Source organism: Dorea sp. AM13-35 (genome assembly GCF_003473885.1).
Classification (GTDB): Bacteria; Bacillota; Clostridia; order Lachnospirales; family Lachnospiraceae; genus Dorea_D; species Dorea_D hominis.
The window spans coordinates 65,776-90,311 of record NZ_QUCZ01000006.1 but is presented as its reverse complement, the minus strand read 5'-3'; the positions used below and the strand labels follow the sequence as shown (position 1 = coordinate 90,311).

At 41.0% G+C, this 24,536-nt stretch carries 37 protein-coding genes; 2 read left to right on the top strand and 35 right to left on the bottom strand.

The window, feature by feature from the left end:
- Nucleotides 1–83: 83 nt before the first annotated feature.
- The 35 genes from DW152_RS08210 to DW152_RS08035 form a co-directional block, all read right to left on the bottom strand.
- On the bottom strand, nucleotides 84–1,823 hold the full coding sequence (locus tag DW152_RS08210; protein ID WP_021860950.1) for a [FeFe] hydrogenase, group A: 1,740 nt from the start codon (nucleotides 1,821–1,823) through the stop codon (nucleotides 84–86).
- Nucleotides 1,817–3,649: an NAD(P)-binding protein gene (locus tag DW152_RS08205; RefSeq protein ID WP_118288380.1), complete on the bottom strand. Its 1,833-nt coding sequence runs from the start codon at nucleotides 3,647–3,649 to the stop codon at nucleotides 1,817–1,819. Before DW152_RS08205 ends, DW152_RS08210 begins: the two co-directional genes overlap by 7 nt.
- A 332-nt stretch (nucleotides 3,650–3,981) precedes the next feature.
- Nucleotides 3,982–4,518: a bL17 family ribosomal protein gene (locus tag DW152_RS08200; protein WP_118288379.1), complete on the bottom strand. Its 537-nt coding sequence runs from the start codon at nucleotides 4,516–4,518 to the stop codon at nucleotides 3,982–3,984.
- A gap of 122 nt (nucleotides 4,519–4,640) precedes the next feature.
- On the bottom strand, nucleotides 4,641–5,600 hold the full coding sequence (locus DW152_RS08195) for a DNA-directed RNA polymerase subunit alpha (RefSeq protein WP_021860953.1): 960 nt from the start codon (nucleotides 5,598–5,600) through the stop codon (nucleotides 4,641–4,643).
- Nucleotides 5,601–5,630: 30 nt separating this feature from the next.
- Nucleotides 5,631–6,224, bottom strand: a complete 594-nt coding sequence (gene rpsD, locus DW152_RS08190) for a 30S ribosomal protein S4 (protein WP_021860258.1) — start codon at nucleotides 6,222–6,224, stop codon at nucleotides 5,631–5,633.
- Nucleotides 6,225–6,286: 62 nt separating this feature from the next.
- A complete protein-coding gene (rpsK, locus tag DW152_RS08185) occupies nucleotides 6,287–6,682 on the bottom strand; it encodes a 30S ribosomal protein S11 (RefSeq protein ID WP_117537799.1) in 396 nt (131 codons plus the stop codon).
- Nucleotides 6,683–6,712: 30 nt separating this feature from the next.
- On the bottom strand, nucleotides 6,713–7,081 hold the full coding sequence (rpsM, locus tag DW152_RS08180; RefSeq protein WP_117537798.1) for a 30S ribosomal protein S13: 369 nt from the start codon (nucleotides 7,079–7,081) through the stop codon (nucleotides 6,713–6,715).
- Between the two features lie 237 nt (nucleotides 7,082–7,318).
- Nucleotides 7,319–7,432 carry a 50S ribosomal protein L36 gene (rpmJ, locus tag DW152_RS08175; RefSeq protein ID WP_005339020.1) on the bottom strand — a complete coding sequence of 38 codons (114 nt, stop codon included), beginning with the start codon at nucleotides 7,430–7,432 and terminating at the stop codon, nucleotides 7,319–7,321.
- A gap of 157 nt (nucleotides 7,433–7,589) precedes the next feature.
- Nucleotides 7,590–7,808: a translation initiation factor IF-1 gene (infA, locus tag DW152_RS08170; protein ID WP_004607275.1), complete on the bottom strand. Its 219-nt coding sequence runs from the start codon at nucleotides 7,806–7,808 to the stop codon at nucleotides 7,590–7,592.
- Between the two features lie 2 nt (nucleotides 7,809–7,810).
- A complete protein-coding gene (locus DW152_RS08165) occupies nucleotides 7,811–8,071 on the bottom strand; it encodes a KOW domain-containing RNA-binding protein (protein ID WP_118288378.1) in 261 nt (86 codons plus the stop codon).
- 1 nt (nucleotide 8,072) lies between these two features.
- Complete coding sequence (gene map / locus DW152_RS08160) at nucleotides 8,073–8,834, bottom strand: type I methionyl aminopeptidase (protein ID WP_021859533.1); 762 nt, start codon at nucleotides 8,832–8,834, stop codon at nucleotides 8,073–8,075.
- A gap of 4 nt (nucleotides 8,835–8,838) precedes the next feature.
- Nucleotides 8,839–9,483, bottom strand: coding sequence for an adenylate kinase (locus tag DW152_RS08155; RefSeq protein WP_118288377.1), 645 nt, complete (start codon nucleotides 9,481–9,483; stop codon nucleotides 8,839–8,841).
- 64 nt (nucleotides 9,484–9,547) lie between these two features.
- A complete protein-coding gene (gene secY / locus DW152_RS08150) occupies nucleotides 9,548–10,864 on the bottom strand; it encodes a preprotein translocase subunit SecY (protein WP_021859531.1) in 1,317 nt (438 codons plus the stop codon).
- A complete protein-coding gene (rplO, locus tag DW152_RS08145) occupies nucleotides 10,864–11,304 on the bottom strand; it encodes a 50S ribosomal protein L15 (RefSeq protein WP_021859530.1) in 441 nt (146 codons plus the stop codon). The genes secY and rplO overlap by 1 nt, the downstream gene beginning before the upstream one ends.
- A gap of 31 nt (nucleotides 11,305–11,335) precedes the next feature.
- Nucleotides 11,336–11,515 carry a 50S ribosomal protein L30 gene (gene rpmD, locus DW152_RS08140; RefSeq protein WP_021859529.1) on the bottom strand — a complete coding sequence of 60 codons (180 nt, stop codon included), beginning with the start codon at nucleotides 11,513–11,515 and terminating at the stop codon, nucleotides 11,336–11,338.
- 14 nt (nucleotides 11,516–11,529) lie between these two features.
- A complete protein-coding gene (gene rpsE, locus DW152_RS08135; protein ID WP_021859528.1) occupies nucleotides 11,530–12,039 on the bottom strand; it encodes a 30S ribosomal protein S5 in 510 nt (169 codons plus the stop codon).
- Nucleotides 12,040–12,054: 15 nt separating this feature from the next.
- A complete protein-coding gene (rplR, locus tag DW152_RS08130; RefSeq protein ID WP_021859527.1) occupies nucleotides 12,055–12,423 on the bottom strand; it encodes a 50S ribosomal protein L18 in 369 nt (122 codons plus the stop codon).
- Nucleotides 12,424–12,440: 17 nt separating this feature from the next.
- Nucleotides 12,441–12,983 carry a 50S ribosomal protein L6 gene (gene rplF / locus DW152_RS08125; protein ID WP_021859526.1) on the bottom strand — a complete coding sequence of 181 codons (543 nt, stop codon included), beginning with the start codon at nucleotides 12,981–12,983 and terminating at the stop codon, nucleotides 12,441–12,443.
- Nucleotides 12,984–13,051: 68 nt separating this feature from the next.
- Complete coding sequence (gene rpsH / locus DW152_RS08120; protein WP_118288376.1) at nucleotides 13,052–13,453, bottom strand: 30S ribosomal protein S8; 402 nt, start codon at nucleotides 13,451–13,453, stop codon at nucleotides 13,052–13,054.
- A 15-nt stretch (nucleotides 13,454–13,468) separates the two neighbouring features.
- Nucleotides 13,469–13,654: a type Z 30S ribosomal protein S14 gene (locus DW152_RS08115; RefSeq protein ID WP_021859524.1), complete on the bottom strand. Its 186-nt coding sequence runs from the start codon at nucleotides 13,652–13,654 to the stop codon at nucleotides 13,469–13,471.
- 11 nt (nucleotides 13,655–13,665) lie between these two features.
- Entirely contained in the window at nucleotides 13,666–14,205 is a 540-nt protein-coding gene (gene rplE / locus DW152_RS08110; protein ID WP_117537797.1) for a 50S ribosomal protein L5, read from the bottom strand.
- Between the two features lie 23 nt (nucleotides 14,206–14,228).
- Entirely contained in the window at nucleotides 14,229–14,540 is a 312-nt protein-coding gene (gene rplX, locus DW152_RS08105; RefSeq protein WP_118288375.1) for a 50S ribosomal protein L24, read from the bottom strand.
- Nucleotides 14,541–14,556: 16 nt separating this feature from the next.
- On the bottom strand, nucleotides 14,557–14,925 hold the full coding sequence (rplN, locus tag DW152_RS08100) for a 50S ribosomal protein L14 (protein ID WP_006427393.1): 369 nt from the start codon (nucleotides 14,923–14,925) through the stop codon (nucleotides 14,557–14,559).
- Nucleotides 14,926–14,944: 19 nt separating this feature from the next.
- Nucleotides 14,945–15,199 (bottom strand): 30S ribosomal protein S17, encoded by a 255-nt coding sequence (gene rpsQ, locus DW152_RS08095; protein WP_021860016.1) that lies wholly within the window; start codon nucleotides 15,197–15,199, stop codon nucleotides 14,945–14,947.
- 29 nt (nucleotides 15,200–15,228) lie between these two features.
- On the bottom strand, nucleotides 15,229–15,432 hold the full coding sequence (gene rpmC, locus DW152_RS08090; protein ID WP_021860015.1) for a 50S ribosomal protein L29: 204 nt from the start codon (nucleotides 15,430–15,432) through the stop codon (nucleotides 15,229–15,231).
- On the bottom strand, nucleotides 15,422–15,859 hold the full coding sequence (gene rplP, locus DW152_RS08085; protein WP_117537796.1) for a 50S ribosomal protein L16: 438 nt from the start codon (nucleotides 15,857–15,859) through the stop codon (nucleotides 15,422–15,424). Before rplP ends, rpmC begins: the two co-directional genes overlap by 11 nt.
- A gap of 3 nt (nucleotides 15,860–15,862) precedes the next feature.
- Complete coding sequence (gene rpsC / locus DW152_RS08080) at nucleotides 15,863–16,516, bottom strand: 30S ribosomal protein S3 (RefSeq protein WP_021860586.1); 654 nt, start codon at nucleotides 16,514–16,516, stop codon at nucleotides 15,863–15,865.
- 11 nt (nucleotides 16,517–16,527) lie between these two features.
- A complete protein-coding gene (gene rplV, locus DW152_RS08075) occupies nucleotides 16,528–16,914 on the bottom strand; it encodes a 50S ribosomal protein L22 (RefSeq protein ID WP_004607294.1) in 387 nt (128 codons plus the stop codon).
- A 26-nt stretch (nucleotides 16,915–16,940) separates the two neighbouring features.
- Nucleotides 16,941–17,222: a 30S ribosomal protein S19 gene (gene rpsS / locus DW152_RS08070; RefSeq protein WP_021860954.1), complete on the bottom strand. Its 282-nt coding sequence runs from the start codon at nucleotides 17,220–17,222 to the stop codon at nucleotides 16,941–16,943.
- 18 nt (nucleotides 17,223–17,240) lie between these two features.
- A complete protein-coding gene (gene rplB, locus DW152_RS08065; protein WP_117537795.1) occupies nucleotides 17,241–18,083 on the bottom strand; it encodes a 50S ribosomal protein L2 in 843 nt (280 codons plus the stop codon).
- Between the two features lie 99 nt (nucleotides 18,084–18,182).
- Nucleotides 18,183–18,488, bottom strand: coding sequence for a 50S ribosomal protein L23 (gene rplW, locus DW152_RS08060; RefSeq protein WP_118288374.1), 306 nt, complete (start codon nucleotides 18,486–18,488; stop codon nucleotides 18,183–18,185).
- Nucleotides 18,488–19,108, bottom strand: a complete 621-nt coding sequence (rplD, locus tag DW152_RS08055; protein WP_117537794.1) for a 50S ribosomal protein L4 — start codon at nucleotides 19,106–19,108, stop codon at nucleotides 18,488–18,490. Before rplD ends, rplW begins: the two co-directional genes overlap by 1 nt.
- Nucleotides 19,109–19,134: 26 nt before the next feature.
- Nucleotides 19,135–19,815, bottom strand: a complete 681-nt coding sequence (gene rplC, locus DW152_RS08050; protein WP_021859839.1) for a 50S ribosomal protein L3 — start codon at nucleotides 19,813–19,815, stop codon at nucleotides 19,135–19,137.
- A gap of 89 nt (nucleotides 19,816–19,904) precedes the next feature.
- The gene (rpsJ, locus tag DW152_RS08045; protein WP_117537792.1) at nucleotides 19,905–20,222 is read right to left on the bottom strand and encodes a 30S ribosomal protein S10; all 318 of its coding nucleotides are present in this window, start codon (nucleotides 20,220–20,222) and stop codon (nucleotides 19,905–19,907) included.
- Nucleotides 20,223–20,536: 314 nt separating this feature from the next.
- Complete coding sequence (locus tag DW152_RS08035; RefSeq protein WP_118288373.1) at nucleotides 20,537–21,208, bottom strand: YczE/YyaS/YitT family protein; 672 nt, start codon at nucleotides 21,206–21,208, stop codon at nucleotides 20,537–20,539.
- 351 nt (nucleotides 21,209–21,559) lie between these two features.
- Here DW152_RS08035 and DW152_RS08030 point away from each other — a divergent pair, with 351 nt between their 5' ends.
- Together DW152_RS08030 and DW152_RS08025 are read left to right on the top strand one after the other, a co-directional pair.
- Nucleotides 21,560–22,435 (top strand): LysR family transcriptional regulator, encoded by an 876-nt coding sequence (locus DW152_RS08030; RefSeq protein ID WP_118288372.1) that lies wholly within the window; start codon nucleotides 21,560–21,562, stop codon nucleotides 22,433–22,435.
- A gap of 705 nt (nucleotides 22,436–23,140) precedes the next feature.
- On the top strand, nucleotides 23,141–24,511 hold the full coding sequence (locus DW152_RS08025) for a sodium-dependent transporter (protein WP_118288371.1): 1,371 nt from the start codon (nucleotides 23,141–23,143) through the stop codon (nucleotides 24,509–24,511).
- Nucleotides 24,512–24,536: the final 25 nt, after the last annotated feature.

Genomic DNA, 24,536 nt, shown 5'->3' with positions numbered 1-24,536 from the left:
GAAAAAAACGCACCAGACAGATTTCCTGCCTGATGCGTTCAGTTAGTTTTTTAGGAGTTTTATAAATGAGTTTATAATTAATTCTATCTTTCCATACTTGCGATGTGGTCTGTGTGAAGCAGCATATGTGCTTTGTGAGAATTTGGTTTCTCAAAATATTCTTCATACATCTTAAGTACATCTTTGTTCTCATGTGAGAAACGGATATCTGCATTCTTATCTAGATAATACAGATTCTTTCCTCGCTCAAACGCAAGCTCTTCTCCATCGTGGATCGGCTGTCCGCCACCACCTACGCATCCGCCCGGGCAAGCCATAACTTCTACGAAATCGTAATGGACATCTCCGCGCTCGATCTTCTCAAGCAAGGCTCTTGTATTTGCAAGTCCACTGACAACTGCCGTCTTTACAGTGATATCGTCAATGGCAAAATCAGCTTCTACAACACCGTCGTTCTCCTGGAATCCCTGGCTTCTGACAACTTTGAATGCGTCAGCTTCCGGATTCTCATTCTTAAGCAGGTAGTAAGCGCTGCGAAGTGCAGCCTCCATAACTCCACCGGTTGCTCCGAAGATCACACCTGCTCCGGAACCTTCCTGCATCGGTCTGTCACTTGCAATATCTTCTAATGTATCCGGACTGATATGAGCAGAACGGATCATTCTTACCAGCTCTCTTGTTGTAATAACTGCGTCAATATCATGTCCTGCATACTCTTCATAATACAGTTCCATCTCACGCTCGCCCTTCTTAGCCACGCACGGCATTACGGACAGTGTGTAGATCTTCTCCGGCTCTACACCCAGTTTTTCTGCGAAATACGTCTTCATAGCAGCACCGAACATCTGCTGTGGTGATTTTGCAGTTGAGAGCTGTTTTACCAGATGTGGGAACTGTGACTTAATGAAACGAATCCAGCCCGGACAGCAGGATGTAAACATCGGACGTTCTTTTAACTCTCCGGATGTGAAACGTTTCAGGAACTCCGTTCCTTCTTCCATGATCGTAAGATCTGCTGAGAATGTGGTATCAAATACATAATCAACGCCCATTCTCTTCAAAGCATCCAGAATCTTTCCAACTTTGGCATCTTCCGGTGCAAGACCTAACTCTTCACCCCATGCTGTACGAACAGCCGGTGCAACTTGAGCTACTACGATCTTGTCTTTATCCTCAATTGCTTTCCATACTTTCTCTGTATCGTCACGCTCACGAAGCGCTCCTACCGGACAATGTGTAATACACTGACCGCAAAGTGCACAGTCTGCTTCATCAATACTTCTGTGACCTGCAACATTGATCGTTGTTCTGGAACCGGTACCTTCTACATCCCAGATTCCAAGTCCCTGGATCTTATCACAAACCTGTACGCAACGCATGCACTTGATACATTTGGAAGAATCGCGGATCAACGGGAAATGTTTGTCCCATGGCTGTTTCTCCAGCTGCATCTTGAACGGAATATCAAAAATATTCAGATCATTCGCCACTGTCTGTAAACTACAGTTGCCACTTCTTGAGCATGTCACACACTCGCAATCATGCTGAGATAAGATCAGTTCCACTGTTGTTCTTCTATGTCTACGTACCTTCGGGCTGTTTGTATAGATCACCATGCCTTCCTTTACAACATTGTTACAGGATGTGATGAGTTTTTCTTTTCCTTCTAATTCAACAACACAAACACGACAGGCTGCAATCTCATTAATTCCTTTGAGATAACAGAGTTTTGGAATCGGAATTCCATTTGATGCGGCAGCCTCCATAATTGTGGTATTCTCTTCTACTGAGATCTTTTTTCCATCTATTGTAAGATTTACCATAATGTCTCTCTGCCTCCTTTAAATATTCCGTATCCAAAGTGATCGCAGCGAAGGCATCTGCTTGCCTCCTGTTTTGCTTCCTTCTCTGTCATACAGTTTTCTACGCCTTCAAAATCACAGACTCTCTCACATGCTTCACGCTCTGTCAGATTGACTCTTCCACATGGAGTTCTGTCACGAAGGGCTGCTTCCGGAATCTCAACATCACAGGAAATCTCGTGATGGTATCCCAGATATTCATCAATATTGGCAGCAACAACTTTTGCAGCAGCAATTGCTTTAATAACAGATGCCGGACCACTTGCACAGTCTCCACCGGCAAATACACCTGGCATATTCTCAAATGTTCCTGTACTCTTTGTAACGATCTTACCACGCTCAACCGGGATACCTGCTTCTTCAAAATGACGCGTCTCGATATTCTGTCCGATTGCTACGATCAGTACATCACATGGGATATAAATGTCGTCTTCTCCGGTCGGTTTGATGCTTGCTCTTCCATCTTTGATAGAACTGATCATCTGCGGAGTTACATAAATTCCCTTAATATGGTGCTTCTCATCAATATCGAGTGAAGCAGGTGCTTTGAGTGTCTGTAATTCGATACCTTCTGCTACAGCGCCTTCTATTTCCCCCGGAAGAGCTGTCATATCTGCTACTCGTCTACGATATACAATACTTACCTTCTTAGCGCCCAGTCTCTTAGCTGTACGAACTGCATCCATGGATACGTTACCGCCACCGATGACAGCAACTTCTTTTCCGGTCAAATCCATGATCTCGTTCTTTCCTACATTACGTAAGAACTGCACTGCGGATAAGATTCCATCTGCGTCTTCCCCGTCAAGGCCCAGTTTCTTATCTGTACTAGCTCCGATTGTAATCAGCACTGCATCGTACTGTTCTCTTAATTCCTGAATATTGATATCCTGACCAATCTTCAGACCGTATTTGACTTCTACTCCGGTCTTCAGGATTGCGTTAATGTCATCTTCGAGTCTCTCTTTCGGCAGACGATAGTTTGGAATACCATAACGTAACATTCCTCCCAGTTTCGGAAGCATCTCATATACAGTTGTCTGATGCCCCATTAACTGAAGATAATATGCTGCACTTAATCCTCCCGGTCCTCCACCGAGTACTGCGATCTTCTTACCTGTGCTCTTTGCACACTTCGGCGGCTCTACTTCTCCTGCGAAATCAGCCGCAACACGTTTCAGTCCGCGGATATTTACAGAATCATCTACCATGTTTCTGCGGCATCTTGCCTCACAAGGATGCTCACAGATAAATCCACATGTCGTCGGGAATGGATTATCCTTACGGATCAGGCGGATTGCATCCGCATATCTTCCTTCTCCTACTAATGCAACATATCCCGGAATATCAACATGTGCCGGACATAAAGACACACAAGGTACCGGCTGATTATATGTACAGGTACAACGTCCTCTCTGAATATGCTCTATATAATCATCGCGATATCCGATCAGTCCTTTGTATACCATGTTCGCAGCTTCGTAACCAATCGCACAGTCTGCTGATTCCATAATAGACAATGCTGTCTGCTCCATAGTGTCTAATGTCTCCATTGTTGCTTTACCATCCAGTACATCTTTGATGAACTGGTTTAACTGTCCCAATCCAATACGGCATGGTACACACTTTCCACATGTCTGTGCGTGACATAACTCCAAAAATGCTCTTGCCATATCAACCGGACATAAGCCCGGAGGGCTTGATTCGATTCTTCTCTCCAGATCTTTGTAAAGGCCTTCCATAACGATTTTCGCCTTTTTTGGAGAGGCAATTTCTAACCTACTCATTTCATACGTCCCTTCTTTGTATTATTATTGATGCAGTTTTCTTATTATAGCATTTTTTTTCTTATTTGTAATCATGCACAGCAAAAGTAGATAATTTAACGATTTATTGATGATTTTGTCACAATTTATTTATTTCATCTATACTTACTTGTACAGTTTTCTTTAACTTTTTCTAAATTAATCTTCGAATAAGTAACATCTCATAACTATCTCTTCTTTCAAAATATTTCATTAAACTTTTTACATATTTTCTTTTCACTTTTTCATACAAAAAAAGACTATGAAACAAATCTGCTTCATAGTCTTCCGATATTCTTTCAACAATCTGATAATTAAACCAGTTCGATCAGAACTTCCATTGCTGCATCACCTTTACGCTGTCCGATCTTGATGATTCTTGTGTAACCACCGTTACGATCAGCGTATTTTGGTGCGATCTGATCAAAGAGTTTTGCAACAAGGTCAACATCTTTTGTATTTTTCTTTCTTCCAGCCTGTGCTGTCGGAACTTCTTTTACAGGATAGAGAACTTTTAACATCTGACGACGTGCGTGAAGTCTGCTAGGCATATCTTTCTTGATTGTCTTGTCAACTTCATCGTATACTGTAACTTTCTTACCGTCTACAACTTCTTTTACACGTTTTCCGTCTTTGTCTTTGCGAGCAACTTTAGCTTTAACAGTTACTTCTTCAAAGTTGTCTTTTTCTCTGACAGCCATAGCGATCAGACCTTCAGCGATCTTGCGGATCTCTTTAGCTTTAGCTTCTGTAGTCTTGATCTTACCATTGTTAAGTAATGCTGTTACCTGGTTTCTTAATAAAGCTTTTCTCTGGCTTGATGTTCTGCCGAGTTTTCTATACTTTGCCATTATTCATATCCTCCATATTTACACTTGGTTATACTCTTCGGGCTTACTAGCCAAATGCTCTGCTGTGCACTTTCAGACTTATCAGCAGAAGGCACTTTTAGGAAAAACCGTGAAAACCCGATTTATTCCTCTCCTTTGCTTAAGCTTAATCCTAATTCATCAAGCTTAGCAAGTACTTCTTCTAAGGACTTACGTCCAAGGTTACGAACTTTCATCATGTCTTCCGGTGTTCTGTTTGTCAGTTCTTCAACCGTGTTAATACCAGCCCTCTTCAGACAATTGTAAGAACGTACAGATAACTCTAATTCGTCAATGCTCATCTCAAGCACTTTCTCTTTCTCGTCATCTTCTTTTTCGATCATTACTTCTGCAGCCTGAGCTACTTCTGACAGATCAATGAACAGTTTCAGGTGCTCGCTGAGTACCTTAGCTGCCAAACTTACTGCTTCATCCGGGAGCAGTGTTCCGTTTGTGTATACATCTAATGTTAATTTGTCAAAATCTGTAATCTGACCAACACGAGTATTTTCAACGGTAAGATTTACACGTTCAACCGGTGTGTAGATAGAATCAATCGGAATTACCGCAATCGGCAAATCGTCGTTCTTATTTTTATCAGAGCTTACATATCCTCTTCCTTTCGTGATGGTTAATTCCATGTAAAGCTTGCTGTCTGCACCGCCGTTCAGTGTAGCGATTACTGTCTCAGGATTCATGATCTCGATGTCCTGATCCACCTGAATGTCTGCTGCTGTTACAACACCTTCACCCTCGAACTCGATATAAGCTGTCTTAGGCTCATCTGTCTCGGATGTATTCTTGATAGCCAGTGATTTCAAGTTCATGATAATCTCTGTAACATCCTCTTTCACCCCTGGAATGGAGCTGAACTCATGAAGTACCCCATCAATCTTCACCTGGCTGATTGCAGCACCCGGTAAAGATGAAAGCATGATTCTTCTAAGGGAGTTACCTAATGTTGTACCATATCCTCTTTCGAGTGGTTCTACAACAAATCTTCCATATTTCTTATCTTCTGAAATCTCAGTTATTTCAATATTGGGTTTATTAAAATCAAACACTAAGTCCACCTCCTGTGGTGTTACGGGTTATTATTTAGAATATAACTCGACGATTAACATCTCGTCTACTGGAACATCGATTGCTTCACGGTTTGGAAGTTCTTTAACTGTTCCTTTCAGAGCTTCAGCGTCAACTTCTAACCAATCCGGAACCATACGTCCGCCTGTAACTTCTACGATCTCTTTATATCTTGTTGAGCTCTTCTTAGCTTCTTTGATTTCGATCACATCCCCAGCTTTGATAAGGTAAGATGGGATGTTTACCTGTTTACCATTAACAAGTACATGTTTGTGGTCAACGATCTGTCTTGCTTCACGTCTTGTTCTTGCAAGTCCCATACGGAATACTACGTTGTCCAGTCTGGACTCAAGAAGAACCATCAGGTTTTCACCAGTCATACCTGACATCTGTTTAGCTTTCTTGTAGTAGTTTCTGAAAGGTTTCTCTAATACACCATAGATGAATTTAGCTTTCTGTTTTTCACGTAACTGAAGACCATACTCGCTCATTTTTCTATTGGATCTTTTTAACTGTCTGTTGGACTTTTTATCAATTCCTAAATATACCGGATCCATTCCGAGAGAACGGCATCTTTTAAGAACCGGAACTCTATTTACTGCCATGTTTTATTTCCTCCTAATTTCAATCAGTTTACGGTAAGCGTATAATAAATCTAAAATAAGTATTACACTCTTCTGCGTTTCGGCGGACGGCAGCCATTGTGTGGTACCGGAGTAACATCCTTGATACTTGTTACGTCAATTCCGCATGCCTGCAGGGCACGAATTGCTGCTTCTCTACCTGAACCTGGTCCTTTAACCATAACGTCAACTGATTTCAAACCATGTACTAATGCTGCTTTAGCTGCTGTTTCAGCTGCCATCTGAGCTGCATAAGGGGTAGATTTTCTTGAACCTCTAAATCCAAGACCGCCTGCACTTGCCCATGAAAGAGCATTTCCCTGAGCATCTGTTAATGTAACGATTGTGTTATTAAAAGATGACTGGATGTGAGCCTGTCCATGTTCAACGTTTTTCTTGACACGTCTCTTTGTCACTTTTTTTGTAACTTTCTTTGCCATAATAAAACTAACCTACACTTTCCTTTTTAATTATTTCTTTTTGTTTGCTACTGTTCTCTTAGGACCTTTTCTTGTTCTTGCATTTGTCTTAGTCTTCTGACCACGAACCGGAAGTCCTTTTCTGTGACGGATACCTCTGTAGCATCCGATCTCCTGAAGTCTCTTAATGTTCAGAGCGATCTCTCTACGAAGATCACCTTCTACTGTCTGTGTCTCATCGATTACTGCACTGATCTTCTTAACGTCTTCGTCTGTCAGATCTCTGCAGCGGATATCAGCATCAACGCCTGCTTCTGCTAAAATACGTGTTGCACTTGCTCTGCCGATTCCATAGATATAAGTTAATCCGATCTCGACACGTTTGTCTCTTGGTAAGTCTACACCTGCTATACGAGCCATGTGATTGTTCCTCCATTTTCTTTTTACTTAGTTTTCATTGTCTTTAATAGGGGATTCTCTTAATGAAATCCCAGGTGTGTCGGTATCCACACCCTTTCCGGCCACCGCTTCATAAAACGGTAATGACGAGCCGGCATTAGAAGCAATATACGAGGATAGTCACCGGCTACAGGTGTTTCCTTGTATATTTCAAATAGTCTACACACCTCCTGGTGTGTCGTCTATCAGCCGCCTTAATTAACCCTGTCTCTGTTTATGCTTCGGGTTCTCGCAGATAATGCGAACGCTTCCTTTTCTTTTGATTACTTTGCATTTTTCGCAAATTGGTTTTACTGATGATCTAACCTTCACGGGGATCCTCCTTTCATCCATTGCTCTGCCTTTTGTATCTTGCGCTTTTTCGCTGTAAAAACCGCAACTCATTCGTCTTTACACATAGAAATGCCCGAAAACGCGCTTATATAGTATAGCATCATTTGTCCAGCAAAGTCAATAGACTTTTTATAATTTATTTATCTCTCCAGATAATTCTTCCTTTTGAAAGATCATATGGAGATAATTCTAAAGTTACTTTGTCACCTGGCAAAATCTTGATAAAGTTCATTCTGAGCTTTCCACTGATATGTGCAAGTACCTGGTGACCATTTTCCAGTTCTACCTGAAACATTGCGTTAGGTAATTTTTCTACTACAGTTCCTTCAATTTCAATTACGTCAGCTTTTGACATCTCTAATCCTCCTGATTTTCTTCTTTCTTATTCCATTCCTTTATGATCCGCCTGATCTTTACATCGTCTGCATCCTGTATATCATATTGCTGCAATATGATCTGCACATGTTTCTTCTTTTTCTTTTTTGGTTTCTGCAACGTGCGAAGTCTTCCATCAGCCAGATATACATATGCATCTTCTGTTCCGGTTATGACAAAGATCTCTCCCGTATCATGTCCGGCTTTCGATCTGACAAGCATTCCTTTTTCAAATCTGTCCATACTATATGCCCTCAGTTAAAGAAAGAAGTTTCGGTTCGTTTTCTGTGATCAATACCGTATTCTCATAATGTGCAGATAACGAATGGTCTCTTGTTACTACAGTCCAGTCATCATCCATCCAGTCAACTTCCCATCCACCGATGTTAATCATAGGTTCAATAGCAAGTGTCATTCCGGCTTTTAACAGTACACCTTTACGCTTCATCTCATAATTCGGTATCTCCGGTGCCTCATGAAGTGCTGTTCCTATGCCATGGCCGCACAGGTCACGCACAACGCCGTATCCTCTCTCTTCAGCGTATCTTCCGATTGCCCCGGATATATCAAATAAATGATTGCCTTCTTTCGCGTATTTTATACCTTCGAAGAAACACTCTCTTGTCACACGGACCAGATCCTGTGCCTCTTTGGATACTTCTCCAACGCAATGTGTACGTGCTGCATCCGAGTGATATCCTTTATAAATTACTCCTGCATCCAGACTGACAATGTCGCCTTCTCTGATGATCCTGTGTTCACTCGGAATTCCGTGAACCACTTCATCGTTCACTGACACACAGATCGATGCCGGATATCCATTGTAATCCAGAAATGACGGGATACATCCATAGCTGCGGATGATCTCTTCACCAAGGCGGTCGATTGCCTTGGTCGTCATTCCCGGATGAAGTGCTTTTTCTAATTCCTTATGAACAATTTCCAATATACGTCCGGCTTCTGTCATTAATTCAATTTCTCTGGACGATTTTACTGTAATTGGCATGTTCCTATTCTCCTAAAATCTTTACGATTGTCTGGAATACATCCTCAATATCAATCGTTCCATCGACTGCAGTCAGTATTCCGGCTTTTGTATAATAGTCAATCAACGGCTGTGTCTGCTCATGATATACACCAAGACGTTTCTTTACGGTCTCTGGCTTGTCATCATCTCTTAAGATCAGTTCTTTTCCGCATGTATCGCAGATACCTTCTACTTTGGTCGGAGCATATTCCACATGATATGTAGCACCACAACCTACGCATGCACGGCGGCCACCCATACGATGAACTATGTTCTCATCCGGAACATCTACATCAATTGCATAATCTATTTTCTGTCCCAGTTTTTCAAGTGCAACATCCAATGCTTCTGCCTGCGGGATTGTTCTCGGAAATCCGTCCAGAACATATCCTTCTTTACAATCTTCCTGGTTCACGCGGTCTACAACGAGATCTACAACCAGTTCATCCGGAACAAGAAGTCCCTGATCCATGTACGTTTTCGCTTTTTTACCCAATTCCGTACCATTTTTAATGTTTGCTCTAAAGATGTCTCCGGTTGAAATATGAGGAATGTTATATTTTGCGGCAATTTTCTTTGCCTGAGTTCCCTTGCCCGCTCCAGGGGCTCCTAACATAATAATTTTCATATGAGTTCCTCCTTATAGCATTTTAACCCGCGGATAAAATCCGCGAGTCAAATTGCTTATATGCTTAACTGTTCAAAAATCCTTTGTAGTTACGTACTAATAACTGTGACTCAATCTGTTTGAGTGTTTCAAGTACGACGCTGACAATAATGATCAGTGATGTACCACCAAAGGATACTTTTGCACCTAACCATCCATTAAAGAAAATCGGAATAACCTGTACAATGACAAGTCCGCATGCTCCGATAAAGATGATATAGTTAAGCCTCTTTGTCAAATATTCTACGGTTGGTTTACCAGGACGGATACCCGGGATAAATCCACCGCTTTTTTTCATATTATTTGCAATCTCTAATGGATTGAATGTAATGGATGTATAGAAGTAAGCAAAGAATACTGTCAGTATAATGTATACGACTAATCCCCAGCTGTACTGGATCTGATCTGGATTCAACCAGTTACCCTGATTCATTCCCTTTAAGATCTGACTTCCAATTCCGTTACCGTTTCCCTTGCCTGCCAGTGAAGCAATGACAATCGGAAACTGCATCAGAGATGATGCAAAGATGATCGGAATAACACCTGCGGTGTTTACTTTCAACGGGATGTGTGTTGTCTGTCCACCGTATGTTCTTCTTCCTGTCACCTTCTGTGAATACTGTACCGCGATTCTGCGTTCAGCATCCTGAAGCAATGTAGTAAATACTACAAGTGCAAGAATGATTGCAAGAATAATTACTGCCGCGAGTCCGCCTTTGGCAATGCTCTTGCCTTTTACGAACTGACTGTAAAGTGTTGTCATATCATTCGGTACACGGGAAAGAATATTAATTACCAGAACGATGGAAATACCATTTCCTACGCCCTTCTCTGTAATCTGTTCACCTGCCCACATCAAGAATGCAGAGCCGGCTGTCAGTGTTAATACTACGATTGCAGCATTTACAAAGTTGTATTCTTTCAGAAGTCCCTGACGTCCAAAACCAACTGACATCGCAATTGATTCGATCAGAGCAAGTACAACTGTAAGATAACGGGTAATTTTTGTAAGTTTCTTTCTTCCGTCTTCACCATCTTTCTGCATCTCTTCCAACTGCGGAATCGCAATTGTAAGAAGCTGGATAATGATGGATGATGTAATGTATGGTGTAATACTCAGAGCAAATACGGACATCTGCTCAAAAGATCCACCGGTGAAAGCGTTAAATAAATTAAACGCTTCACCTGTGTTCTGTGCAAAAAACTCTTTGATATAGCTTGGGTTAACTCCCGGTGTCGGCAGTTCTGAACCGAGTCTAATCACGATTAACATTAAAAATGTATATCCGATTCTTCTCCGGAGATCCTTAATTTTAAATGCTCTTCGCAATGTATCAAACATTAGATCACCTCTGCTTTTCCACCTAAAGCCTCAATCTTAGCAATTGCCCCTTTGCTGAATGCATTAGCCTGTACTGTAAGCTTTTTAGTTAACTCTCCATTTCCAAGAATCTTAACTCCATCTCTAGGATTTTTAACGATTCCCTGTTCGATCAGTGTCTCTACAGAAACAACTGCATCATTCTCGAATACTTCAAGAGCATCTACGTTAATTCCAACAATTGTCTTAGAATTTCTGTTTGTAAATCCTCTCTTCGGAATTCTTCTGTATAACGGCATCTGTCCACCTTCGAAACCTGGTCTTGTGCCTCCTGAACGAGCTTTCTGACCTTTGTGTCCCTTACCGGCTGTTTTACCATTTCCAGATCCGTGTCCACGTCCTTTTCTGAAATTATCACTCTGTTTTGATCCATCAGCTGGTCTTAAGTTAGATAAATCCATTGTAACACCTCCTTATCTGATATCTAAATTCTTACGCTTCTTCAACTTTTACCAGGTGTTGTACCTGTTTTACCATACCTCTGGTAGCTGCATTGTCCGGAAGTTCAACTGTTTTGTTGACTTTCTTCAGTCCAAGTGCTTCTACAGTTTTCTTATGCTTCGGTACAGCACCAATTGTAGATTTTACTAATGTAACTTTTAAATTTGCCATTTGGTTCTCCCTCCTTAGCCTAAGATCTCTTCAACAGATTTACCGCGAAGCTTAGCTACTGCTTCCGGAGTCTTAACCTGACGTAATCCTTCGATTGTAGCAAGAACAACATTCTGTTTGTTGTTAGAACCAAGAGATTTTGTACGGATGTTCTTGATTCCTGCCATCTCGATTACGGCACGCGCCGGACCACCGGCGATAACTCCAGTACCTTCCGGAGCTTTCTTAAGTAATACGGAAGCTCCTCCGAATTTACCGATAAAATCGTGTGTAATACTTTCATTTTCATCTAATGCTACATTGATAAGATTCTTTGCTGCATCTTCTTTTCCTTTACGGATTGCTTCCGGAATCTCTGTAGCTTTTCCTAAGCCTGCACCAACATGACCATTTCCGTCTCCGACAACTACTAAAGCTGTGAATCTCATGTTACGGCCACCTTTAACAACTTTGGTTACACGCTTGATTGATACCACTTTTTCATTTAACTCTAACTGACTAGCATCAATACGTTCCTGTCTCATGTGTGCTCCTCCTTATTAGAAATTCAATCCAGCTTCTCTAGCTGCATCTGCTAATGCCTGTACTTTACCCTGGTAAATAAATCCACCTCTGTCGAAAACTACTTCTTTGATTCCTTTTTCAAGAGCTTTCTCAGCGATTACTTTTCCAAGATATGCTGCTGCATCAACGTTGTTTGTTTTCTCTAAGTTTGCCTTCACATCTTTCTGAAGAGTGGATGCGGAAACCAGAGTTGTCTGTGCTACGTCATCGATGATCTGTGCATACATATGATTGTTACTTCTGAACACTGCCAGACGTGGGCACTGTGCTGTACCACTTAAACGGTTACGTAACTTTCTGTGTTTGTTTACACGTACTTCACTTCTAGATTTTTTGCTAACCATTTTCACACTCTCCTTTCTTATTTCTTACCAGTCTTACCGACTTTACGTCTAATTACTTCATCAGCATATTTGATTCCCTTGCCCTTATATGGCTCCGGTCTTCTCTTATCTCTGATCTCAGCTGCATACTGGCCTACTTTTTCTTTATCAATACCTTTAACAGTGATCTTGTTCTGACCTTCAACAACAGTCTCAACACCTTCTGGATCTTCCATCTCTACCGGATGAGAATATCCAAGGTTCAGTGTTAATTTGTTTCCGGATTTAGCTGCTCTGTAACCAACTCCGTTTACTTCCAGAACTTTCTCATATCCTGCTGTAACACCTACTACCATGTTGTTGATCAGTGTTCTTGTAAGACCATGTAAAGATTTCATTTTCTTTAAGTCATTCGGTCTTGTTACGACGATTTCGTCGCCTTCCTGTTTGATTTCCATCTCTACAGGGAGAGCTTTTTCAAGTGTTCCTTTTGGACCTTTAACGGTCACATAGTTATTCTCTGCAATTGTTACTTCAACGCCTGCAGGAATAGCAACTGGATGTCTTCCGATACGTGACATATCCTGTTCCTCCTTAACTTAGATTCTCGGAGTGAGCTTACGCCCACTCTGTTTTCAGTTTGCAGTTACTACCAAACGTAGCAGAGTACTTCTCCACCTACGCCAAGTTTTCTAGCTTCTTTATCTGTGATCACGCCTTTGTTAGTAGAGATGATCGCTGTTCCAAGTCCGCCCATTACTTTCGGAATGTCTGCGCTGTTAGCGTAAACACGAAGACCTGGCTTAGAAATTCTCTTAAGACCTGTGATTACCTTTTCATTCTTGTCTGCACCGTATTTCAGTGTAATATGAATTGTCTTGAAGATTCCGTCTTCGATGACATCATATTTTGTGATATATCCTTCATCTAACAGGATGTTTGCAATCGCAAGTTTCATTTTAGATGCCGGTACATCAACTGTATCGTGTTTCGCAGTATTTGCATTACGAATTCTTGTAAGCATATCTGCAATTGGATCGCTCATAGTCATGAATTGTTTCCTCCTTTACCAACTTGCTTTCTTAACGCCTGGGATCTGTCCTTTGTATGCCAATTCGCGGAAGCAAACACGGCAGATTCCATATTTTCTCAAATATGCATGTGGACGACCACAGATTTTGCAACGATTATATTCTCTTGTGGAGAATTTCTGCTTACGCTGCTGTTTTACTTTCATTGCTGTCTTAGCCATAATTTACCTCCTTATTTTGTGAACGGCATGTTGAACTGTGTTAACAATTCACGAGCCTCTTCATCAGTCTTTGCTGTTGTAACAAAGATGATGTCCATTCCTCTTACTTTATCTACTTTATCGTACTCGATTTCAGGGAAGATGAGCTGCTCTTTAATTCCGAGTGCGTAGTTTCCTCTTCCGTCAAATGCGTTTGGATTAACACCTCTGAAGTCACGTACACGAGGAAGTGCAAGGTTGATCAGACGATCAACGAACTCATACATCTTTTCTCCTCTTAAAGTAACTTTACATCCGATAGCCATTCCTTCTCTTAATTTGAAGTTCGCTACAGATTTTTTAGCACGGCAGATAACTGCTTTCTGTCCTGTAATCTTCTCCATATCAGCGATTGCAGAATCTAACAGTTTTGCATTGTCTTTTGCTTCACCTACACCCATGTTGATAACAACTTTATCGAGCTTCGGTACTTCCATAATATTCTTATATCCGAACTTTTTCGTTAATGCATCAACGATCTCGTTCTGATACTGTTCTTTCAGTCTACTCAAAGTGTATACCCTCCTTTCCAGAATTAATCGATCACTTCGCCTGTTGATTTAGCGAAACGTACTTTTTTGTCTCCGTCCATCTTGATTCCAACTCTTGTAGCTTTTCCTTTGTGGATGTACATTACGTTAGAAATGTCGATAGCAGCTTCCTGCTGGATGATTCCACCAGCCTGGTTTGTTGCACTAGGTTTTGTGTGCTTAGTAACCATGTTTACGCCTTCAACAACAACTCTTGCGTTTTTCTGATCTACGGAAAGAACTTTTCCTTCTTTGTCTTTATCTTTACCAGCGATAACTTTAACTGTATCGCCTTTTTTAATCTTTAACATTGACATCTTCGTTCGCACCTCCTTACAGTACTTCCGGAGCCAAGGAAACAATTCTCATGAACTGTTTGTCACGAAGCTCTCTTGCTACAGGCCCAAAGATACGGGTTCCTCTTGGTGTCTTGTCATCTTTTATAATAACTGCAGCGTTCTCATCAAAACGAATGTAAGAACCATCTTTACGACGAGTGCTGTTTACAGTACGAACAACAACAGCCTTTACAACGTCACCTTTTTTAACAACGCCGCCTGGTGTTGCATCTTTAACAGTAGCAACGATCACGTCTCCGATACTTGCATATCTTCTTGTAGATCCACCAAGTACACGGATACACAGTAACTCTTTCGCACCTGTATTGTCTGCTACTTTCAGTCTGCTTTCTTGCTGTATCATGCAGGTTTCCCTCCTTATACTATTTTGCTTTTTCCATAATTTCAACAAGTCTCCATCTCTTATCTTTAGATAATGGTCTTGTTTCCATAACTTTTACTTTGTCACCAATGTTGCATTCATTTGCTTCATCATGTGCTTTTAATTTGTATGTTCTCTTTACGATCTTCTTATAAAGAGGATGCTTTACATGATCTTCAACTGCAACTACTATGGTCTTATCCATTTTATTGCTGATAACCTTACCAACTCTGGTTTTTCTAAGATTTCTTTCCACAGTCTCTGCTCCTTTCTTTTATTGGATGCTTATTGAGCTGCCTTTTCAGTAATTACTGTCTGAATTCTGGCAATGTTTCTTCTTACTTCTTTGATTCTGCTTGTATTATCTAACTGATTTGTTGCGTTCTGGAATCTTAAGTTGAAAAGTTCCTTTTTAGCAGCTACTAATTCTTCATTCAGCTCTGCAGCTGATTTTGTTTTTAAATCTTCTACAAATGCATTAATTTTCACTGTTATCACCGCCTTCTAAGTCTGCGCGAGAAACTACTTTACATTTACAAGGAAGCTTGTGTGTTGCCAGACGAAGAGCTTCTCTTGCAACTTCTTCTGATACACCGGCGATCTCGAACATTACGCGTCCCGGTTTTACAACAGCTACCCAGTACTCTAAGGTTCCTTTACCAGAACCCATACGTGTTTCAGCTGGTTTTGTAGTTACAGGTTTATCTGGGAATATTTTGATCCAAACTTTACCACCACGCTTGATGTAACGTGTCATAGCGATACGGGCTGCTTCGATCTGGTTGGAACGGATCCAGCATGGTTCCATTGCAACAATACCATATTCACCGTTTGTAATCTTATTTCCGCGAAGTGCTTTACCTTTCATGGTACCACGGAACTGTTTACGACGTTTTACTCTTTTTGGCATTAACATGATTTATTTCTCTCCTTCCTTATGTGCTTTTTCCGGAAGAACCTCGCCTTTGTAAATCCATACTTTAACACCAACTTTTCCGTAAGTTGTGTTTGCCTCGGCGAATCCGTAGTCGATGTCTGCTCTAAGTGTCTGAAGAGGAATTGTTCCCTCGCTGTAGAACTCTGTACGAGCCATATCAGCTCCACCAAGACGTCCAGAAACAGATGTCTTAACTCCGAGAGCTCCTGATTTCATAGTTCTTGACATGCAGGATTTCATAGCACGTCTGAAAGAAATACGGTTCTCAAGCTGAAGAGCGATATTTTCTGCTACTAACTGAGCATCTTTATCCGGTCTCTTAACCTCTTTGATGTCTACGATTAACTTCTTGTCAGTAAACTGTGTAAGTTCACCTTTTACTTTTTCAATCTCTGCTCCACCTTTACCGATTACTACTCCAGGTTTTGCTGTATAAATAATAATTTTAACGCGGTCAGATGCTCTTTCGATCTCGATCTTAGAAACACCGGCGCTGTATAATCTTTTCTTAAGATACGTTCTGATTTCATGGTCTTCTACTAAGTAGTCTGCGAAATCTTTTTCTGCATACCATCTTGAGTCCCAGTCTTTGATAACACCGACTCTCAAGCCATGAGGATTAACTTTCTGTCCCATGTTTGCCCTCCTTATCTTTCATCAAGCACAAGTGTAATGTGGCTCATTCTCTTCTCGATTCTGTAAGCTCTGCCCTGTGCTCTCGGTCTGATTCTCTTCATTGTTGGTCCTTTGTTTGCATAAGCCTCTGCAATATACAGGTTCTCAGCATTCATGCCGTTATTGTTCTCAGCATTAGCAATTGCAGACTCTAATAATTTCTTTATTAAACTAGAAGCATATCTTGGATTGTATGTCAAAATACCAAGTGCTGTTGTTACATCCTTACCTCTGATGGCATCTAATACGAAGCATGCTTTCTGAACAGAAACTCTTGCGTAAGATAACTTAGCAGAAGGTCTTGTATCTTTGTTAGCATTTCTTTCTCTCTTAATCTGGGATCTATGTCCTTTAGCCATGGATGAACCCTCCTTTCACAATCTAATTATCTAACTTTTGATTTCTTTTCGTCTTTTCCATGTCCTCTATAAGTTCTGGTAGCTACGAACTCACCGAGTTTGTGTCCTACCATATCCTCTGTTACATATACAGGTACATGTTTTCTTCCGTCATGAACGGCAATTGTATGTCCAACCATGCTTGGGAAGATTGTAGAACGGCGAGACCATGTTTTAACAACAGATTTTTCTCCCGCAGCGTTCATTGCGTCGATCTTCTTAAGCAGGCTTGCGTCTGCGAATGGTCCTTTTTTAATTGAACGTGCCATAGGTTCTAACCTCCTTAATTATTTGATTGCTTTACCATCTCTTCTTCTTACGATCATCTTGTTAGAAGATTTATTTTTCTTTCTTGTCTTAAGACCAAGTGCTGGTTTACCCCAAGGTGTACACGGACCCGGACGACCGATTCCTGTCTTACCTTCACCACCACCATGCGGATGGTCATTCGGGTTCATTACAGAACCACGAACTGTTGGTCTGATACCCATGTGACGTTTACGTCCTGCTTTACCAATGTTGATCAGGTTGTGATCTCCATTACCTACAACTCCGATAGAAGCTCTGCAAATGATCGGAACCATTCTCATCTCTCCTGACGGAAGTCTCAGTGTAGCATACTTTCCTTCTTTAGCCATTAACTGTGCGCTGTTTCCTGCGGAACGAACAAGCTGTCCGCCTTTTCCAGGATAAAGCTCGATATTGTGGATCTGAGTACCTACCGGAATCTCAGAAAGTGGCAGGCAGTTACCGATCTTAACTTCGGCTTCCGGTCCGTTCATAACTTTCATTCCGTCTTTCAGTCCTTCCGGTGCAAGGATGTATGCCTTCTCACCATCTTCATAACAGATCAGTGCAATGTTAGCTGTTCTGTTCGGATCGTACTCGATACCAATTACAGTTGCGTGAACATTATCTTTTCTTCTCTTGAAGTCGATAATTCTATATTTCTTCTTAGCTCCGCCTCCGCGGTGTCTAACAGTGATTTTTCCTTGATTGTTACGTCCTGCCTGTCTGCTCTTTGAAGCAAGTAAAGACTTCTCTGGTGTTGTCTTTGTGATTTCTGAGAAATCAGAACCAGTCATCTGTCTTCTGGAAGGCGTATATGGGCGGTATGTTTTAATTCCCATGATTGTTCTCCTTTCGATTGTTTATTGTCACGGTTTCTGTCCGTATGCTTTGTGCGTCTTACAGCCACGTCTCATCCGGCATGCACACCCTCGTTAATTTTAGAGACCTTCGAAGATCTCGATATCAGCGCTGTCCTCTGTAAGCTGAACAACTGCTTTTTTAGTTTTAGCTGTCATACCAAACTGCATAGTTCCACGAACTCTTTTCTTCTTACCTTCGCAGTTCATTGTGTTGACTTTAGCAACCTTTGTTCCTTCGAACATTTTCTCAGCAGCTTCTTTGATCTGAGATTTGTTAGCTTCCGGATGTACAAGGAATGTATATTTCTTCTCTCCCATAAGCTCCATACTCTTCTCAGTTACTACCGGTTTAAGGATTACATCATAATACTGAACGTTTGCCATTATGCGTACACCTCCTCAATTTTTGCAACAGCAGCTTTCGTAGCGATTACTGTGTTGTATTTCAAGACATCGTACACATTAATTGTATTGATAGCAGCAGTCTTAACATCTGCAATGTTCTTGGCAGAGATTACTGCGTTGTCATTTCCATCTTCTAATACTACTAATGCTTTGGATACTTCCAGGTTCTTTAAAATGTTTGCGAAATTCTTAGTCTTGATTTCGTCGAATTTGATCTCGTCAACTACTACAAATTTCTTCTCTTCAACCTTAGCTGTAAGCGCAGATTTCAGAGCAGCTCTCTTTTCTTTCTTATTCATCTTGAAAGAATAATCTCTCGGTACTGGAGCGAATACTACTCCACCGCCTGTCCACTGCGGAGCTCTTGTAGATCCCTGTCTTGCATGACCGGTACCTTTCTGTCTCCACGGTTTTCTTCCGCCACCAGAAACTTCAGAACGTGTCTTTGCTTTCTGTGTTCCCTGACGATTATTTGCAAGCTGGTTAACAACTGCCATGTGTACCAGGTGTTCGTTAATTTCAACACCAAATACCGCATCGTTTAAGTCGATTGTTCCAACTTCTTTACCTTCGATATTATAAACAGATACGTTTGCCATCTTAAGTCCTCCTTCCTCGTCTAAGCCTAGTTAGCTTTTACTGCTTCTTTAATAGTTACTAAAGATTTCTTCGGTCCCGGCACAGAACCTTTTACTAAGAGCAGATTGTTCTCAGCATCTACGCGGACAACTTCAAGATTCTGAATTGTGATCTTCTTGCTTCCCATGTGTCCCGGCATCTTCTTTCCTTTGAATACCTTGCTCGGATCAGATGCAGCTCCGTTAGAACCGGCATGACGGTGGAACTTAGAACCGTGTGTCATAGGTCCTCTGTGCTGATTATGTCTCTTAATCGCACCCTGGAATCCTTTACCTTTTGAAATTGCAGTAGCGTCAATCTTGTCGCCTGCTTCAAAAATATCAACTTTAATCTCCTGTGCAAGTGTATATTCGCTTGCATTCTCAAGTTTGAATTCTTTTACAAATCTCTTTCCGGATACTCCAGCTTTTGCAAAATGTCCCTGCTCAGCCTTTGTTACACCGTGACGATGAACGATCTCTTTCTTACCGCTCTTGTCTTTGTTGATGATCTTGTCTTTCTTATCAACGAATCCAACCTGAACAGCTTCATAACCGTCATTCTCAACTGTCTTGATCTGTGTTACTACACAAGGACCAGCCTGAAGAACTGTAACCGGTGTCAGTGTTCCGTCTTCGCTGAAGATCTGTGTCATTCCGACTTTTGTAGCTAAAATAGCTTTCTTCATTATAATTACCTCCTGTGATTTACAGCGGAACGCTTACGCGTTCATCCTAAATATAGGAATTACTGTGTCGTTATTGTGTCGATGAAGTCTTATTTGTTCTTCATCTTGATGTCGATATAAACACCAGCCGGCATCTCTAATCTTGATAATGCATCAACAGTTTTCTGTGTTGGTGTTACGATATCGATCAGTCTCTTATGAGTTCTCTGTTCGAACTGTTCTCTGGAATCTTTGTATTTGTGAACCGCTCTTAAGATTGTTACTACTTCCTTCTTAGTCGGAAGCGGTACCGGTCCGCTCACCTTTGCTCCATTTTTCTTTACAGTTTCGATGATTTTCTTAGCGGATGCATCTACTAACTGATGATCATACGCTTTCAAAGTGATTCTCATTACTTGACTTGCCATAAAAAAAGTCGCCTCCTTTTCGTACTTTTAACTTCAGTACGACAAGCGGTGACTGTACACTCTCCCGTGTGTGTCGTGAGAAACTCACACGTTGTTTCATACCTTTTACCAGTTGGTAAGCAGTAATCAGTTTTGATTCGTACAGTGACTTGTCGCCAGTTTCCTAACTTGACATTCGCTCCACGGAAAACCTGCCACATTGTGGCAGCAACCTCGCGCTTCTTTGCTATCATGTCACAGCTCTCTTAGTATACAAGATGTTTATATGTTTTGCAAGCTCTTTTTCTATTTTATTGTATTTTTTCGCATACAATTTATTTTATATCTTTTACACGCTTAATCTGTGGTTCAAATACTTTCATGCTCAGCTTTTCCAACGGGCCAAGAAGCAGCATTCCCATCACAGTACCTTCTCTTACTTTAAGGGACACGCCACCGAGGAACGACAGCATCAGAGAAGCTGCGATACATACTCCATCCAGCCCAATCCGAACCTTTGCATAATCCACTTTTGCATATCCGCTGATCACATTACACATTGCTTCACTCGGAATAGTGATCAAATTAAGCAGCAGCATAGGTCCAAGGAACAGCCCCAGTCCCAGATAAGACGTGATCACAAGTAAGACTTTTGCCGCATAAGCATGTACTTCAAATGTAAGTACATTATAATAGAAGAAATTCAACAACATTCCAAATACAATTACATAAGGAAGCTGGAGAATCTTTCTCTTCTCAAAATCCTTTCTCTGAATCAGAAACTGTACCAGTACACAGACTGCATGTAGGCACATGCTGACCGTTCCGACCTTAATTCCCAATATCTGGTAAACATTCAATCCCACCGCATCCCAGCATGCGCAGACACCAATATTCGCTTTCAACGCCAGCGTCTGTGAAAATGCTGTTCCTGCCGTGCAGATACCAAGTAGCACAAACTGTACAACCATGCTCTTCTTTGTCGCTATATTTTTTCTCTTTTCCACTTTCTCTCATCCTTTTCTTCCTTATATTAATACATTCATAGTATATTCACTCTCTCATGCACTCTGCTCCGTCTTTTTTTCCTTATAAATAAAAGCAAACAGATTCGCACTATTATATAAAAATACCCGCTGAGCGTTCCCTGTTTCACACAGGCTTACGCACTTTAATTCTTTCTATATTATTCTATATTATATATAGGCATCTTCTATCTCAGCAACCTTTTCTTTGACATATCATGTTTTTCCTATGTTTTTTCCTCATTGCACTTGTATTCCCCACTCTTTTGCTTTAGTATTAGAAATATAAATACTTACATAACGTTTTTTAATGCAGAAATGAGGAATGACTATATGGATATAAAAAGATGGAAAGTTATGCTTGCAGTGGATGACTACGGAAGTTTCACGCGCGCAGGCGAAGAATTGGGGTATACACAGTCTGGCATTACACAGATGATGAAATCCTTGGAAAAAGAAGTCGGATTTTCTCTGTTTGTCAAAGACAATCACGGAATGACTCTGACCGCAGATGCCAAATCACTGATTCCTTCCATTCGTGCACTGCTCAATGCAGATGAAGTGATCAATCAGGAAATTGCTTCTTTGAAAGGCGCACAGGTTGGTACTATTAAAATAGGAACCTATTTGAGCTGTTCTATTCACTGGATCCCGAAGATCATCCGGGAATTCCAGCATGAACATCCGGATATTCATTTTAAAATAGTAGAAGGAGTCGAGGGTGAACTTGCCGACTGGATCCAGGAGCGGCGTGTAGACATTGGCTTTATCAGCTATCAGAAGGGACATAATTATCAATTTCTCCCGATAATGGACGATGAACTCTTTGCAGTCATTCCAAAGAACCATCCTTTTGCTGAATGTGATGCTGTGCCAATCGAAGCTTTTGAAGGGCAGCCATTTATCATTACAGAATATACTCCGGGAAGTGATGTTCACCGGATTCTGAAACAAGCGAAAGTCAAACCGGATATCCGTTATATCACTATCAATGAGTTTTCTATCATTTCCATGGTAGAACATGAACTTGGTCTTTCTATTCTTCCAGGACTGCTTCTGCGTGGTCAGGTCGGCGATTTTATAACACGCCCGATCAAGCCAACGGTATCACGCCAGCTCGGACTCGCATACACTTCCAAAGAAGAACTCTCTCCGGCATCGAAGATCTTTCTTGAATATGCGAAGGACTTTTTACTGGATGATGAGTAAGTATTTGTCATCAAATGCATTCGCGCAAACGCGTGCACTTTCCTTGTCGCCATAACAAAAAACAAGGAGCAACCTTTACTGCGAGGAAAGTTGCTCCTTGTTTTTATATAACATTTCTTTATTATTCACTTGATTTTTCTGAAAATTCGCTTTTTAGAAAATGATTATTTATGCATTTCATCCTGTGCTACAGTTACTACTCCGTAAAGCGCTACTGCTCCAACGATTGTCCATCCGATCATTTCTTACACCTCCCACATAACCAAGAATGTTTTATTTCTTTATCTGCCTTGAGTATAGCCCTTTTTTCACTGTTTGTGAAACGAGTATTCTTTATATTCCTATTACAGTTTCTTATACCTTCCCGTTTTTATGATTGTGCTTTCTTTCCTATACATGTTGTCCGTTTTCCAATCATTGATTTAGATTTTATACAGCATTATTCATATTATTAGCATAAATATTTCTAATGTAGGTATAAGCATTTGTAATATTTGTATTGACTTTCTATTCTCCTGTGGTTACAATAAAAGAGAGGATTGAGATAGGCAAAGGTGCTCTCGCATACATGCAGAGTACCTTTTTTTATATCCATGACACCCAAAAAGAAGATCCGGATCCCGGTTGTCATGTGAAATCTCAGCAGAAACTTCAGGACAATTTAGATGATCGTCCAGTAATTAATAAAGATAGGAGCGTGAAATTATGAGTAACAATACAAATCAAGCACCTCAACAATGGAACTCCCGCTTTGGCTATATTATGGTTGCTGCCGGAGCTGCAATCGGCCTCGGAAACATCTGGAAATTTCCGTATCTTGCTTACCAAGGCGGCGGTGGAATCTTCCTGATCGTTTACATAATTGTTATTGCATTGATGGCACACCCGATGGTCGAGATGGAAACCGCAATCGGTCGCCACAGCGCTTCTGACACCGTCACCTGTTTTGAACGGATCAACAAGAAATGGGGTTTCGTCGGCTGGATTGCCAACATCTGTACATGGATGATTAATATGTACTATGTTGTTGTCGGTGGCTGGGTATTAAAATATGCTGTACAGTATATCATCAGCGGTGACTTCGGTGAAGACAAACAGGCGTACTTCAACAATTTTACATCTTCTACTGTTGAACCAATCATCTGGGCACTGGTTATATTAGTATTCGTATCCATAATGCTTTTATTTGGAATTACAAATATTGTTGAAAAGCTTACCAAGTTCATCATGCCACTGTTGTTTGTATTTCTAATCGTCTGTGGTATATGGGCATTATTTGTAACCGATAATGCGATGGAAGGATTAAAATTCTACCTTCTTCCAGACTTTAGCAAATTCAGTTTTTCCGTATTTGCCAAAGCTGCTACACAGGTGCTCTTTTCTGTTGGTATTGGCTGGGGTATATATGAAACTTTAGGAGCTAACATTCCGAAAGAGAATAACTTAAAAAGCGACGCAATCCTCGTATCCATCTGCGATACCGGAGCCGCTATTTTAGCTGGATTCGTTATTATTCCTTCTGCATTTGCAGGCGGCGTTGACGTGCAGAGCGGTCCGGGACTTGTGTTCCTTGTTATGACTGGCATCTTCGGCAAACTTCCAGGCGGACGTATTATTGGATGTTGTTTCTTCCTTGCCCTGATATTTGCTGTTATTTCTTCTTTATTTACATTCTTCGAGATTTCTACAAGAACATTCGAAGACAACTGTAAAATGGGACGTAAGAAAGCAACTGTTGTAACTGCACTGATTATCGGTATCGGCAATATCATCGTATCTCTCGGCTTTGGTGTGTTAAGCGGTGTGAAGCTTCCATGGATCGACGCAACCGGCATTTCACATCTTGGTCTTTACGACTGGCTGGATACATTCACAGGATATATCTTACTACCACTTGGGTGCTGGTTGGTTTGTGTTTTTGTAGCTAAAATTTGGGGATTTAAAAATTACGAAAAAGAATTAACAAATGATGGAAAATATGGTAAACTATCATTATATGATAAGATATTAACAATTGTAGTTGTACCTGCTTTTATGGTAATTGTCATTTTGAATGTCTTTGGATTTATCCAATAGATATATATTTTTCCAAAAAGGGGGA